Here is a 14,139-nt window from a genome sequence, read left to right as displayed (position 1 = left end):
GTTTAAACATGATGGAAACAGAAGTAGCTGGATTGAGTTTGGATCAAGTATTGTTGGTACCAAGTGAATCAAACGTTTTGCCAAACGCCGTGTCATTGGCGACGAATTTGTCAGCTGATGTGCAAGAGGCTTTGCCGGTGATTGGGGCGCCAGCAATGACTGATTTGGGGATGGCACAAGCATTTGCTGCAAACGGTGCACTGGCAGTCTTGCCAGCTGGGGGAACGCAATTACAATATGTACAAGCGATGGTCGCTGATGATGAAGTGACACTTGTTGGGGTCGAAGTTTTAAATGAAGTTGATGCGTTTGAGACGGCCGTTATGCTCCACGCAGCTGGTGCAAAGCTAATTGATTTCGTATTGGATGACAATCTTGACCAAGCAATCGACACATTGCGTTTGTTGGCGCAACAAGTCCCACCATTGACGATTATGGCTGGACCAGTTGCTGATGCCGAGACAGCCCACCGATTGTTTGAAACAGGCATCGATTTGGTTAAGGTCGCACCTTTGCCAGGTCAACCAGTTTATACGGTCACGACAACGATGGCAGTTGCTGAAGTTGCGAGTGAATTTGATGCTGGCGTTGTTTTGGGCGCTGGTATTCGCTACTCAGGTGATATCGTAAAGGCCTTGGCTGCTGGTGCAGTGGCTGTTATGGTCGACACAGATATTATTGGTGATACACCTGCTGATGATTTGTTCCAAATTGCTGGTGGTCTCCGTTCAGGCATGGGCTACACTGGTTCAGCAACGATTGATGATTTGCGCCTTAACGCACAATTTGTCCAAATCACAGCGGCTGGTTTGGCTGAAAGTCACCCACACGATGTGGAGTTGACAAAGTCAGCACCGAACTACGCCAAGCAATAGAACAGTTAAACCGAAAGTGCGGCTTGCCGCACTTTTCTTGTATACATAGGGGTAATGAAATGACAGTAACGGCAGATTGGCATATCACGAATGCCAAAGTCCTTGATGTTTTTAATCAAAAATTTGTTGAGACAGATCTTTGGGTAACTGGTGACAAAATTGTTTTCTTGGGTACACCAATTGACGGTATTGCAACTCAAACGTATGATGCGCAAGGTCAGTACCTGATTCCAGGCTTGATTGATGCACACATGCACGTTGAAAGTACGACTTTGGCGCCGACAACTTTGGCGAGCGTCTTTATGGACCGCGGCATTACCCGGGCTTTCATTGATCCGCATGAGATTGCAAGTGTTGCTGGTGCACCAGCTATTCAATACATGTTGGATGAAGCTGGTCGTACACCGTTTCACTACCATGTGATGCTGCCGTCATCAGTGCCGGCCACCAATTTCGAACGAACTGGGGCAGCATTGCATGCGGCTGACTTGAAGCCGTTTTATGATCATCCAGATGTCGGCGGGTTGGCCGAGGTGATGGATTATCCAGCAGTGGCGAATGCAGATCCAGATATGATGCAGAAAATTGCCGATGCGTTGGCTGCACATAAAACGGTTGATGGACACGGCGCTGGTCTAACGTCTGAGCAAATTGCGGATTACTGTAATGTAGGTATTGATACTGATCACGAAGCGGTTAATGCACAAGAAGCTGCTGAACGAGCAGCACTAGGCATGCACATCTTGATTCGCGAGGGCACGGTCGAACAAGATGAATTGGCAATTTTGCCAGCGATTAATGCGCAAAATCAACGGCAATTCTCATTTGCAACTGACGACAAGACAGCAGTGGATATTGCAGAAAATGGTGGGGTTGATCACAGCGTACGTGTTGCGATGAACGCGGGGATGTCGCCAGAGTTAGCCCTAACCATGGCGACATTGAATGCTGCTGAAGCACATCACCTCACTAATGTTGGTGCGTTAACGGCAGGGTATGTGGCTGACTTAGTTGTGGTGAGTGACTTAAAGACGCTGAAGCCAACGCGTACAATGGTCAATGGTGAATGGATCGATGAGCATGAACCGGTGCAACCACGACCATTCGCAACTAACTTGATGAATGTTTCATTGGTTGAAGCTGATTTGGTATTGCCACTAAAGACGGGCCGTGCTCACGTTATAGACGTGAAGCCTTTTCATATTGATACAGAACACAGCATTGTTGATGTACCAATGAATGAGGCGCATGAATTTGTCCCAAATGCAGAATTTGCAAAGATTACGGTGGCAGAACGTTACCATGATTTGGGTAATGGGGTTGGTATTATTCGCGGTCTGGGTATTCGTGAAGGTGCCGTTGGGACAACCTTCTCAAATGATTCGCATAATGTGGTGATTGCTGGGGCTAGTGATGAAGCGATTGTTCAGGCAGCTGATGCGTTACGTGAAATTGGTGGTGGTATGGTTGTTGTTGACGGCCAGGGGGGTGTTACGGCATTGCCACTTGAAATTGGTGGCTTAATGACAACGGCATCGGTTGAAACGACGGTTGCCAAGACCCGCGAACTACATGCTAAGATTTCGCAACTTTGCAATGTTGACTTTGACGTTTTCCAAACATTGTCATTTATGGCATTGCCAGTTATTCCAAGTTTGAAGATTACGGATCAAGGATTGTTTGATTTTGACACATGGTCATTCATCGGTATTGATGCTGAATAGAAAATGATGGTAAACAAAAATGGACCGAGTCGGGAAGACTTGGTCCATTTTTGCTGTAGGTTTATAAGAGATATGTTAATTGAGTAGATTCGCTTGGGAAAGCAAAATCAATCGCCATGTGGGTGACGAATCAACTTGCAGAATTACATGGGTTTGTAATTCGGTTAACATCAAGTCGATATACTTATAATAGCCACCACTTGTGAACGAATTGTGAAAGAAAACTAGGAATAATAGTTTTGACTAACTAAAAGTATTTTCGGTGTGTCATATTTGATACAACAACATTCGGATTATGATGCCAAGTTGGCGCAACACCTTTAAACTGTTGGATTTGTATCTTCTTGTTCGGGAAAACTTAATTTCTGGTACAATATGAATTAAGTAAATGAACAGGGAGAAGATAGATGTACGAGTATTTGAATGGTGTGATTACTGATATTGCGCCAAATTACATCGTTGTGGAAGTTGGTGGCGTTGGCTATCGCGTCTTAGTTGCCAATCCATACGCTTTTCCATTGAATGAATTAGAACGCGTTTACGTTGAACAAATTATTCGTGAAAATGAGCAATCGTTGTATGGCTTTATTACGGCTGATGAAAAATTGCTATTTCAAAAGCTATTAAACGTGTCGGGTATCGGGCCGAAGTCAGCCTTGGCTATTTTAGCAAATGCTGACCATAGTGGTTTGGTAAGCGCAATTGCCAATAACGACGTGAACTTCTTGATTAAGTTTCCAGGAATTGGTAAGAAGACGGCGCAACAAATCATCTTGGATTTGCAAAACAAGCTCGGTGATTTGCCATTTAATGATGATGCTGATCTTGGTTTGATTTTGCCAACGCAACCAGCTAATGACGACAACCCAGAGCTGACGGATGCTTTGTTGGCGCTTGAAGCGCTTGGTTATGCGAAGAAAGATGTTAATAAGGTTGAAAAGGCACTGGCTAAAGAAGCACCAATGGATACGGCGGCGTATGTCAGTGCAGGTTTGAAGTTACTACAATAATAGGCCGAAAGGAGGCTGTTAGATGGCTGACGATATTTTACGTGACACGGCGGCTGATTTCGGTGAGGAAATGATTGAAAAGTCACTTCGCCCATCAACGTTGAGTGAGTACATTGGTCAAGAACCATTGAAGGCTCGTTTGCAAGTTTATATTCAAGCGGCGCGCCAACGTGAAGAGCCACTTGACCACGTTTTACTATATGGGCCACCCGGACTAGGTAAGACGACATTGGCGATGGTAATTGCGAATGAAATGGGCGTGGGTTTGCGTACCACGTCAGGACCGGCGATTGAAAAGTCGGGTGATTTGTTGGCCTTGCTAAACGAATTACAACCGGGCGATGTGTTGTTTATTGATGAAATTCACCGTATGCCTAAGACAGTTGAGGAAATGCTTTATTCAGCGATGGAAGATTTCTACGTCGACATTATTGCTGGTGAAGGACCAACTGCCCGACCAATTCACTTCCCATTGCCACCATTCACATTGATTGGTGCAACAACGCGTGCTGGTATGTTGTCACAACCGTTGCGTGATCGCTTTGGTATTGTGGAACACATGGCGTATTACACAACAAGTGAGTTAGCAGAGATTATTCAACGATCAGCTGATATCTTTAATACGACGATTAAAGAGTCGGGTGCGATTGAATTAGCACGCCGATCACGTGGTACGCCACGTGTCGCAAATCGTTTGCTTCGTCGTGTGCGTGACTTCGCAATGGTGAAGCAACGTGATGACATCGATGACGCAATGGTTAACTTCTCGTTGGATTTGTTGAAGGTTGATAGTGCCGGATTAGATGAAGTTGACCACAAGATTTTGCGCACAATGATTGAGTACTATCAAGGTGGCCCGGTGGGTGTGAATACCATTGCAGCTAATATTGGTGAAGAAGTTGATACGATTGAATCAATGTATGAGCCGTACTTGCTGCAAATTGGTTTCTTGCAACGTACACCGCGCGGACGTGTGGTGACGCAAGTAGCGTATGAACACTTAGGACTACCGTTTGTTGAGAAGAAGGGTTAATTGAGATGACAGAACAACACTATACACTTGAAGATTTTGATTATGATTTGCCACATGAGTTGATTGCACAAACGCCATTGAAGCAACGCGATGGGTCACGTTTGTTGGAATTGAATGCAGAAACGGGTGAAGTACACGATCGACACTTCTATGATATTTTGGATTACTTAAATCCTGGGGATGCGTTGGTTATGAATAACTCACGTGTTTTGCCAGCACGTCTTTATGGTGAGCGCCCAGGAACTGGTGGTCACGTAGAAGTTTTGTTGTTGCGCCAAGATCATGGTGATGTCTGGGAGACGTTGGTAAAGCCAGCTAAGAAGTACCCAGTCGGTCAGGAAATTGTCTTTGGTGACGGTGCGTTGAAGGCAGTGGTTACTGAAGAACTTGAACACGGTGGCCGTATGATTGAGTTCAAGTACGATGGTATCTTCTTGGAGATTTTGGAATCACTTGGTGAAATGCCCTTGCCACCATATATTAAAGAGAAGCTAGATGATAAGGAACGTTATCAAACGGTCTACTCAAAGGTTAATGGATCAGCTGCAGCACCAACGGCTGGGTTGCACTGGACACCAGAGCTATTGCAAAAGGCTGCTGATAAGGGTGTTAAGTTAGTTGAATTGACGTTGCACGTTGGTTTGGGAACGTTCCGTCCAGTTGAAGAGGAGAACATCGAGGATCACAAGATGCACTCAGAGTTCTACCAATTGTCAGCTGAGGCAGCCCAAACGCTGAACGACGTGAAGGCCAATGGTGGGCGTATTGTGGCAACCGGTACGACATCTATCCGTACTCTTGAGACAATTGGTTCAAAGTTTAATGGTGAACTACGCGAAGATTTAGGTTGGACGGATATCTTTATCAAGCCTGGTTATAAGTGGACGGTCGTTGATGCGTTCATTACAAACTTCCACTTGCCAAAGTCAACTTTGGTGATGTTGGTTGCAGCATTTACGGGTCGTGAGAACATCTTGAATGCCTACCAACACGCTATTTCTGAAGGATATCGCTTCTTTAGTTTTGGGGATGCGATGTACGTTCACAAGTAGAAAATAAAACGAATTCAAACTTCTTTTAAAAAAGGGGTTGACGATTCATGAATGGATGTGTAATATATATTATGTTGTTGAGGCAACAAGTTATATAAAAGCATTCATGCGGATGTAGTACAATGGCTAGTGCTCCAGCCTTCCAAGCTGGGAATGCGGGTTCGATTCCCGTCGTCCGCTTTGTAGATCATTGAAAACTGAATATCGTTTCGATGAAACAAATGTGTAGGGTCATCAAGCTAAGCTTGATGCAAAAACATTTGCGAAGTCAATTCGCTAGTAAATTCGTTTAACTTCTGTTAAACAACAAAAATTGAGTTATACTCAAACTTCAAATTGAGAGTTTGATCCTGGCTCAGGATGAACGCTGGCGGCGTGCCTAATACATGCAAGTCGAACGCTTTGTGGTTCAACTGATTTGAAGAGCTTGCTCAGATATGACGATGGACATTGCAAAGAGTGGCGAACGGGTGAGTAACACGTGGGAAACCTACCTCTTAGCAGGGGATAACATTTGGAAACAGATGCTAATACCGTATAACAATGACAACCGCATGGTTGTTATTTAAAAGATGGTTCTGCTATCACTAAGAGATGGTCCCGCGGTGCATTAGCTAGTTGGTAAGGTAATGGCTTACCAAGGCGATGATGCATAGCCGAGTTGAGAGACTGATCGGCCACAATGGGACTGAGACACGGCCCATACTCCTACGGGAGGCAGCAGTAGGGAATCTTCCACAATGGGCGAAAGCCTGATGGAGCAACGCCGCGTGTGTGATGAAGGGTTTCGGCTCGTAAAACACTGTTGTAAGAGAAGAATGACATTGAGAGTAACTGTTCAATGTGTGACGGTATCTTACCAGAAAGGAACGGCTAAATACGTGCCAGCAGCCGCGGTAATACGTATGTTCCAAGCGTTATCCGGATTTATTGGGCGTAAAGCGAGCGCAGACGGTTATTTAAGTCTGAAGTGAAAGCCCTCAGCTCAACTGAGGAATTGCTTTGGAAACTGGATGACTTGAGTGCAGTAGAGGAAAGTGGAACTCCATGTGTAGCGGTGAAATGCGTAGATATATGGAAGAACACCAGTGGCGAAGGCGGCTTTCTGGACTGTAACTGACGTTGAGGCTCGAAAGTGTGGGTAGCAAACAGGATTAGATACCCTGGTAGTCCACACCGTAAACGATGAGTGCTAGGTGTTTGAGGGTTTCCGCCCTTAAGTGCCGTAGCTAACGCATTAAGCACTCCGCCTGGGGAGTACGACCGCAAGGTTGAAACTCAAAGGAATTGACGGGGACCCGCACAAGCGGTGGAGCATGTGGTTTAATTCGAAGCAACGCGAAGAACCTTACCAGGTCTTGACATCCCTTGACAACTCCAGAGATGGAGCGTTCCCTTCGGGGACAAGGTGACAGGTGGTGCATGGTTGTCGTCAGCTCGTGTCGTGAGATGTTGGGTTAAGTCCCGCAACGAGCGCAACCCTTATTACTAGTTGCCAGCATTTAGTTGGGCACTCTAGTGAGACTGCCGGTGACAAACCGGAGGAAGGTGGGGATGACGTCAAATCATCATGCCCCTTATGACCTGGGCTACACACGTGCTACAATGGCGTATACAACGAGTTGCCAACCCGCGAGGGTGAGCTAATCTCTTAAAGTACGTCTCAGTTCGGATTGTAGGCTGCAACTCGCCTACATGAAGTCGGAATCGCTAGTAATCGCGGATCAGCACGCCGCGGTGAATACGTTCCCGGGTCTTGTACACACCGCCCGTCACACCATGAGAGTTTGTAACACCCAAAGCCGGTGGGGTAACCTTCGGGAGCCAGCCGTCTAAGGTGGGACAGATGATTAGGGTGAAGTCGTAACAAGGTAGCCGTAGGAGAACCTGCGGCTGGATCACCTCCTTTCTAAGGAAAATCGGAAACCTACACATTCACGAAACGATATTCAGTTTTGAGTGACTTACACTCAATTAAATACATCATGGGGAATTAGCTCAGCTGGGAGAGCACCTGCTTTGCAAGCAGGGGGTCATCGGTTCGATCCCGATATTCTCCATTGAAACCTACGGGTTTCAATATTAGATCTTTGAAAACTGAATCATAATTGTAAATTTTTAAATTCATTTAATATTGTTAATCAATATAAATTGAGCCGAAAAAATACACCGCGTAATTTTTTGAGTTTTTTAAATTAGTTTAAAATCGCTTGTGGCCTTGAGCCACATACTCAAACTTATATCATCAACGTCAGTTGATAGGTTAAGTTATTAAGGGCGCATGGTGGATGCCTTGGCACTAGGAGCCGATGAAGGACGGGACTAACACCGATATGCTTCGGGGAGCTGTAAGTAAGCTTTGATCCGGAGATTTCCGAATGGGGGAACCCAACTTGTTATGCAAGTTATCACCTAATGAATATATAGTTAGGTTGAAGGTAGACGTTGTGAACTGAAACATCTCATTAGCAACAGGAATAGAAAGAAAAATCGATACCGTCAGTAGCGGCGAGCGAAATCGGTAGAGCCCAAACCAAAGTGCTTGCACTTTGGGGTTGTAGGACTGACATTGTGGAGTTACAAAGTTAACATTTAGCAGAATCAGCTGGGAAGCTGAGCGAGACAGGGTGACAGCCCCGTATGCGAAAAGTGTTGACCTCCCGTCAGGATCCTGAGTACGGCCGGACACGTGAAATCCGGTCGGAATCCGCGAGGACCATCTCGCAAGGCTAAATACTCCCTAGTGACCGATAGTGAACCAGTACCGTGAGGGAAAGGTGAAAAGCACCCCGGAAGGGGAGTGAAAAAGTTCCTGAAACCATGTGCCTACAAGAAGTTAGAGCCCGTTAATGGGTGATAGCGTGCCTTTTGTAGAATGAACCGGCGAGTTACGATACCATGCAAGGTTAAGGTGGAAAGACCGGAGCCGTAGCGAAAGCGAGTCTGAAATGGGCGAATTAGTATGTTGTTGTAGACCCGAAACCAGGTGACCTACCCATGTCCAGGGTGAAGGTGCGGTAAAACGCACTGGAGGCCCGAACCCGTGCATGTTGAAAAATGCTGGGATGAGGTGTGGGTAGCGGTGAAATTCCAATCGAACTTGGAGATAGCTGGTTCTCTCCGAAATAGCTTTAGGGCTAGCCTCGGAATGTAGCGTGTTGGAGGTAGAGCACTGTTTTGGTGCGGGGCCCATCTCGGGTTACCAAATTAAGATAAACTCCGAATGCCAATCACGTATGTCCGGGAGTCAGACAGTGAGTGATAAGATCCATTGTCGAAAGGGGAACAGCCCAGATCGTCAGTTAAGGTCCCTAAGTGTGTGTTAAGTGGAAAAGGATGTGGAGTTGCATAGACAACTAGGATGTTGGCTTAGAAGCAGCCACCATTTAAAGAGTGCGTAATAGCTCACTAGTCGAGTGATTCTGCGCCGAAAATGTACCGGGGCTAAACACACCACCGAAACTACGGGTGCCACGTAAGTGGCGCGATAGGAGAGCGTTCTAAGGGCGATGAAGTCAGACCGTGAGGACTGGTGGAGCGCTTAGAAGTGAGAATGCCGGTATGAGTAGCGAAAGACAGGTGAGAATCCTGTCCACCGTATGACTAAGGTTTCCTGGGGAAGGCTCGTCCTCCCAGGGTTAGTCGGGACCTAAGGCGAGGCCGAGAGGCGTAGTCGATGGATAACAGGTTGAGATTCCTGTACCAGGTGAACATGTTTGAACGATGGAGGGACGCAGAAGGCTAACGGATCCCAGCTGCTGGATATGCTGGGTTAAATAATGAGTCTTAGATCGAGTTAAATGCTTTATCTTTTAAGGACAAGTTATGATGAGGACCGAAATAAAGTAGGGAAGTCCGTGATGTCACGCTGCCGAGAAAAGCTTCTAGTTAGTGTTTACCTGCCCGTACCGCAAACCGACACAGGTAGTCGAGGAGAGCATCCTAAGGTGAGCGAGTGAACTCTCGTTAAGGAACTCGGCAAAATGACCCCGTAACTTCGGGAGAAGGGGTGCTCAGCGAAAGCTGAGCCGCAGTGAATAGGCCCAGGCGACTGTTTATCAAAAACACAGGTTTCTGCAAAATCGTAAGATGACGTATAGGGGCTGACGCCTGCCCGGTGCTGGAAGGTTAAAAGGAGTGCTTAGCTTCGGCGAAGGTACGAATTGAAGCCCCAGTAAACGGCGGCCGTAACTATAACGGTCCTAAGGTAGCGAAATTCCTTGTCGGGTAAGTTCCGACCCGCACGAAAGGCGTAACGATCTGGGCACTGTCTCAACGAGAGACTCGGTGAAATTTAAATACCCGTGAAGATGCGGGTTACCCGCGACAGGACGGAAAGACCCCATGGAGCTTTACTGTAGCTTGATATTGAGTGTTTGTGCAGCTTGTACAGCATAGGTAGGAGCCGTAGATACCGGGACGCTAGTTTCGGTGGAGGCGTCATTGGGATACTACCCTCGTTGTATGACCACTCTAACTCGCACCACTAAGCGTGGTGGAAGACAGTGTCTGGCAGGCAGTTTGACTGGGGCGGTCGCCTCCTAAAAGGTAACGGAGGCGCCCAAAGGTTCCCTCAGAATGGTTGGAAATCATTCGCAGAGTGTAAAGGCACAAGGGAGCTTGACTGTGAGACTTACCAGTCGAGCAGGTACGAAAGTAGGGCTTAGTGATCCGGTGGTTCCGCATGGAAGGGCCATCGCTCAACGGACAAAAGCTACCCTGGGGATAACAGGCTTATCTCCCCCAAGAGTCCACATCGACGGGGAGGTTTGGCACCTCGATGTCGGCTCATCGCATCCTGGGGCTGTAGTCGGTCCCAAGGGTTGGGCTGTTCGCCCATTAAAGCGGTACGCGAGCTGGGTTCAGAACGTCGTGAGACAGTTCGGTCCCTATCCGTCGCGGGCGTAGGAAATTTGAGAGGAGCTGCCCTTAGTACGAGAGGACCGGGGTGGACGTACCTCTGGTGTATCAGTTGTTCCGCCAGGAGCATCGCTGAGTAGCTATGTACGGATGAGATAAACGCTGAAAGCATCTAAGTGTGAAACTCGCCTCGAGATGAGATTTCCCATTCTTTATGAAGTAAGACCCCTCAGAGATGATGAGGTAGATAGGCTAGAAGTGGAAGTGCGGCGACGCATGGAGCGGACTAGTACTAATGGTTCGAGGACTTAACCAAGTTGAAAACGTGGTGTAAGGCTCAAACGAAGTTTGATTTACAAATTATGATTCAGTTTTGAGAGAGCTAATATTTTCTCAATTAAATACCGTGTCGTGACGATGGCATTGAGGCCACACCTGTTCCCATACCGAACACAGAAGTTAAGCTCAATAGCGCCGAAAGTAGTTGGAGGATCGCTTCCTGCGAGGATAGGACGTCGCGATGCACATGGACGTTTAGCTCAGCTGGGAGAGCACCTGCCTTACAAGCAGGGGGTCACAGGTTCGATCCCTGTAACGTCCATCCTAACCACCAGTTATCTGGTGGTTTTTTTGTACCATCAAACATCACAGTTTACACATAAAGTTCATTTATTCTGGAAATTGCGCCTAAGACGGGCGTTCTTTCTGATATAATAGTTCTTAGTTAGTTTTTATTTACCGCTTTAGTTAGCGGGTGAAAATAGTATGCTAGCACATTTAACAGATGTGTCAGGAAGGAAGTCGAAACATGTCAGATTATGCTGTGAAGTACGAATTGCTTCACGTTGAAAAGCATACTGGTGCACGTTTGGGTAAGATTACAACGCCACACGGTGAAGTAATGACCCCAATGTTCATGCCAGTTGGTACACAAGCAACCGTTAAAAATGTCTCACCTCGTGAATTGAAGGAGATCAAGTCTCAATTCATTTTGTCTAACACATACCACTTGTGGGTACGTCCTGGTGATGAATTGATTGCTGAAGCTGGTGGCTTGCACAAGTTTATGAATTGGGATGGCCCAATTTTGACTGATTCTGGTGGTTTCCAAGTTTGGTCATTGTCAGAGCGTAACAACATTAAGGAAGAGGGAGTTACTTTCCGTAACCACGTCAATGGTGAAGAAATGTTCCTTTCTCCAGAAGTTGCGATGCGAATCCAAAACAACTTGGGTTCTGACGTGATGATGCAATTGGATGAAGCGATTCCATACTTCGAAACGTATGACTACGTGAAGAACTCAGTTGAGCGTACTTCACGCTGGGCTGAGCGTGCGATGGCAGCGCACCGTCGTCCTGAGGATCAAGCATTGTTTGGTATCGTGCAAGGTGCTGGTTTTCGTGAACTACGTAAGCAATCAGCCCGTGATTTGGTATCACTTGATTTGCCTGGTTATGCGGTTGGTGGTTTGTCAGTTGGTGAAACGAAGGAAGAAATGAACCGTGTACTAGACTTCACGGTGCCATTCTTGCCTGAGAACAAGCCACGTTACTTGATGGGTGTGGCAGCACCAGACTCATTGATTGACGGTGCTATCCGTGGTATCGACATGTTTGATTCAGTTTTGCCAACGCGTATTGCGCGTAAGGGAACTTTGATGACATCTAAGGGTCGTATCGTGATTACGAACTCAAAGTACAAGAATGACTTCTCTTTGATTGACCCCGAGACGGAAGACTACGGTTCACAAAACTTTACCAAGGCTTACTTGCACCACTTGTTTAAGGCTGATGAGTTGTATGCACAAAACATCGCCTCAGTGCACAATTTGCGTTACTTGTTGAAGCTGATGGAAGACATGCGCCAAGCAATTGCGGAAGATCGACTACTTGAGTTCCGTGAAGAGGTTATGGCTAACTACGGTTATAACAACGCAAACGCCCGTCTGTTCTAATTACTGTTATTAAAATTTTAGGAGATTTACTACTATGTCAATGAACATTTTGATTTTGATTGTCTTCGTGGCAGCCATGTACTTTATCATGATTCGTCCTCAACAAAAGGCACAAAAGACGCGTCAAGAGATGATTAACAACGTACAACCAGGTGCTGAAGTGGTTACTATCGGTGGTTTGCACGGTAAGATTGCTGCTGTTAACAAGGAAGCTAAGACTTTCGACTTGGATGCTGAAGGTGTTATCTTGGTATTCGAGTTGTCAGCTATCCGCCAAGTTGTTAAGGCTGCTGAAGCTAAGACTGAAGCTGTTGAAGCACCAGTTGCTGAAGAAGTTAAGGCCGACGAGACAGCTTCAGAAGACGAAAAGTAATTTTTTAGAATTCGAGTTGCAGGGTGCAGCTTGAATTCTTTTTATTAGCTCGGAAGAAAGGAGATTATCATGGCTGATTTGCTAGAGATACCAGTACATTTAAAAACAGATCGACAAATTATTCACGTGGATATGGATGCGTTTTATGCCCAAGTGGAAATCCGTGATAATCCCGCTCTTGCAAATGTGCCATTAATTTTGGCGCATGACCCGCGTAAGAATGGTGGCCGTGGTGTGGTGGCGACAGCTAACTATGTTGCACGAAAGTTAGGTGTCCATTCAGCGATGAGTGCAGCTGAAGCATTACGATTAGCGCCAAACGCAACATTCTTGGATCCTAACTTTGAAAAATATCGTGCTGTGTCACAACAGGTTCATGATATTTTTCATCGTTATACAGATAAGGTTGAACCTATAGCGTTCGATGAGGCTTATTTGGATGTGACCGAGAATAAAACGGGACATACGAATGCGGTGGCGCTGGCTCATGAGTTGCAACAAACGATTTTTGCAGAATTGTCGTTGACGAGTTCAGTTGGGATTTCATTCAATAAATTCTTAGCGAAGTTATCTTCTGAGCATAACAAGCCGGTTGGCCTCACAGTTGTCCGTGAGGCGGATATTCGGCCATTTTTAGATGCGCTACCAATTGAAGACGTGCGTGGCGTGGGAGAGAAAACAGCCATAAAGATGCACGAACTTGGTGTGGATACGGGGCGTGACTTATACGAGATGGATCAAACAACATTAACCCAGCACTTCGGTCGGATGGGTTATGATTTTTACCGGCGTATTCGTGGCGTTGATGACCGTCCGGTTGAATGGCAACGTGAGCGTAAGTCGATTGGTAAAGAACACACGTACGGGCCATTTTTGGACACTGAGGAGCAGATTGAGGCGGAGTTTAAACGATTAGCCGAGCGACTAGAACAGTCGCTTAAACGACGCGGTATGCACGGTAAAACACTGGTCTTGAAAGTACGTGACGAAGATTTTGACACAGAGACACGTCGCTTTACACAGACGGACTTCTTGCCAAATGATGCCACAGAATTTGTGCGATTAGCACAAGACATTTGGGAAGAATTAGGTGGGTATCAAAAGCCGATTCGCTTGCTTGGCTTAACGATGACGAATCTGGCGCCGTTGACGTTTGAAAATATTCCGTTGAATCTGTATGATAACTAACCACAACGCGTTTTTACGGCCATTTTCTGCTATACTAATAAAAGCAACGTAAGTAAACTAGATAGAATAG

The 14,139-nt window shown here is 46.3% G+C and carries 8 protein-coding genes, 3 tRNA genes and 3 rRNA genes; all 14 read left to right on the top strand.

What is annotated here, in order from left to right; translation table 11 throughout:
- The first annotated feature begins 8 nt into the window (after nucleotides 1-8).
- The 14 genes from OIT45_RS01040 to dinB all read left to right on the top strand — a co-directional run bounded on the left by OIT45_RS01040 (nucleotide 9) and on the right by dinB (nucleotide 14,069).
- The gene (locus tag OIT45_RS01040) at nucleotides 9-875 is read left to right on the top strand and encodes an IMP dehydrogenase (RefSeq protein WP_199404147.1); all 867 of its coding nucleotides are present in this window, start codon (nucleotides 9-11) and stop codon (nucleotides 873-875) included.
- 59 nt (nucleotides 876-934) lie between these two features.
- Nucleotides 935-2,599, top strand: a complete 1,665-nt coding sequence (gene ade / locus OIT45_RS01035) for an adenine deaminase (protein ID WP_199404146.1) — start codon at nucleotides 935-937, stop codon at nucleotides 2,597-2,599.
- A 407-nt stretch (nucleotides 2,600-3,006) separates the two neighbouring features.
- Entirely contained in the window at nucleotides 3,007-3,609 is a 603-nt protein-coding gene (ruvA, locus tag OIT45_RS01030; RefSeq protein ID WP_199404145.1) for a Holliday junction branch migration protein RuvA, read from the top strand.
- Nucleotides 3,610-3,631: 22 nt separating this feature from the next.
- Nucleotides 3,632-4,642, top strand: a complete 1,011-nt coding sequence (ruvB, locus tag OIT45_RS01025) for a Holliday junction branch migration DNA helicase RuvB (protein ID WP_199404144.1) — start codon at nucleotides 3,632-3,634, stop codon at nucleotides 4,640-4,642.
- Between the two features lie 5 nt (nucleotides 4,643-4,647).
- Nucleotides 4,648-5,694, top strand: coding sequence for a tRNA preQ1(34) S-adenosylmethionine ribosyltransferase-isomerase QueA (gene queA, locus OIT45_RS01020; RefSeq protein WP_264330237.1), 1,047 nt, complete (start codon nucleotides 4,648-4,650; stop codon nucleotides 5,692-5,694).
- Between the two features lie 108 nt (nucleotides 5,695-5,802).
- Nucleotides 5,803-5,874 (top strand) — tRNA-Gly (locus OIT45_RS01015).
- A gap of 152 nt (nucleotides 5,875-6,026) precedes the next feature.
- Nucleotides 6,027-7,603, top strand: a 16S ribosomal RNA gene (locus OIT45_RS01010).
- 78 nt (nucleotides 7,604-7,681) lie between these two features.
- A tRNA-Ala gene (locus tag OIT45_RS01005) sits at nucleotides 7,682-7,754 on the top strand.
- A 201-nt stretch (nucleotides 7,755-7,955) separates the two neighbouring features.
- Nucleotides 7,956-10,870, top strand: a 23S ribosomal RNA gene (locus OIT45_RS01000).
- A gap of 91 nt (nucleotides 10,871-10,961) precedes the next feature.
- Nucleotides 10,962-11,078 (top strand): 5S ribosomal RNA (gene rrf / locus OIT45_RS00995).
- The 16S, 23S and 5S rRNA genes sit together here with 3 tRNA genes alongside, the layout of an rRNA operon.
- A gap of 4 nt (nucleotides 11,079-11,082) precedes the next feature.
- A tRNA-Val gene (locus OIT45_RS00990) sits at nucleotides 11,083-11,155 on the top strand.
- Nucleotides 11,156-11,362: 207 nt separating this feature from the next.
- Nucleotides 11,363-12,508: a tRNA guanosine(34) transglycosylase Tgt gene (gene tgt, locus OIT45_RS00985; protein WP_003610002.1), complete on the top strand. Its 1,146-nt coding sequence runs from the start codon at nucleotides 11,363-11,365 to the stop codon at nucleotides 12,506-12,508.
- A 34-nt stretch (nucleotides 12,509-12,542) separates the two neighbouring features.
- Nucleotides 12,543-12,881 carry a preprotein translocase subunit YajC gene (gene yajC, locus OIT45_RS00980; protein ID WP_199404726.1) on the top strand — a complete coding sequence of 113 codons (339 nt, stop codon included), beginning with the start codon at nucleotides 12,543-12,545 and terminating at the stop codon, nucleotides 12,879-12,881.
- A 66-nt stretch (nucleotides 12,882-12,947) separates the two neighbouring features.
- Nucleotides 12,948-14,069, top strand: a complete 1,122-nt coding sequence (gene dinB / locus OIT45_RS00975) for a DNA polymerase IV (protein WP_199404727.1) — start codon at nucleotides 12,948-12,950, stop codon at nucleotides 14,067-14,069.
- Nucleotides 14,070-14,139 lie beyond the last annotated feature (70 nt).

The sequence above is a fragment of the Weissella sp. LMG 11983 genome, from assembly GCF_025908495.1.
GTDB lineage: Bacteria > Bacillota > Bacilli > Lactobacillales > Lactobacillaceae > Weissella > Weissella fermenti.
Note: the sequence above shows the minus strand (reverse complement) of the source record. Positions and strands in the feature narration are given on the sequence as shown.

Excerpts from the sequence above, each read along its gene's own strand:
- ruvB (WP_199404144.1), top strand. The coding sequence starts at position 3,632 with ATGGCTGACGATATTTTACGTGACACGGCGGCTGATTTCGGTGAGGAA.
- ruvA (WP_199404145.1), top strand. The coding sequence starts at position 3,007 with ATGTACGAGTATTTGAATGGTGTGATTACTGATATTGCGCCAAATTAC.
- tgt (WP_003610002.1), top strand. The coding sequence starts at position 11,363 with ATGTCAGATTATGCTGTGAAGTACGAATTGCTTCACGTTGAAAAGCAT.
- OIT45_RS01040 (WP_199404147.1), top strand. The coding sequence starts at position 9 with ATGATGGAAACAGAAGTAGCTGGATTGAGTTTGGATCAAGTATTGTTG.
- queA (WP_264330237.1), top strand. The coding sequence starts at position 4,648 with ATGACAGAACAACACTATACACTTGAAGATTTTGATTATGATTTGCCA.
- ade (WP_199404146.1), top strand. The coding sequence starts at position 935 with ATGACAGTAACGGCAGATTGGCATATCACGAATGCCAAAGTCCTTGAT.
- yajC (WP_199404726.1), top strand. The coding sequence starts at position 12,543 with ATGTCAATGAACATTTTGATTTTGATTGTCTTCGTGGCAGCCATGTAC.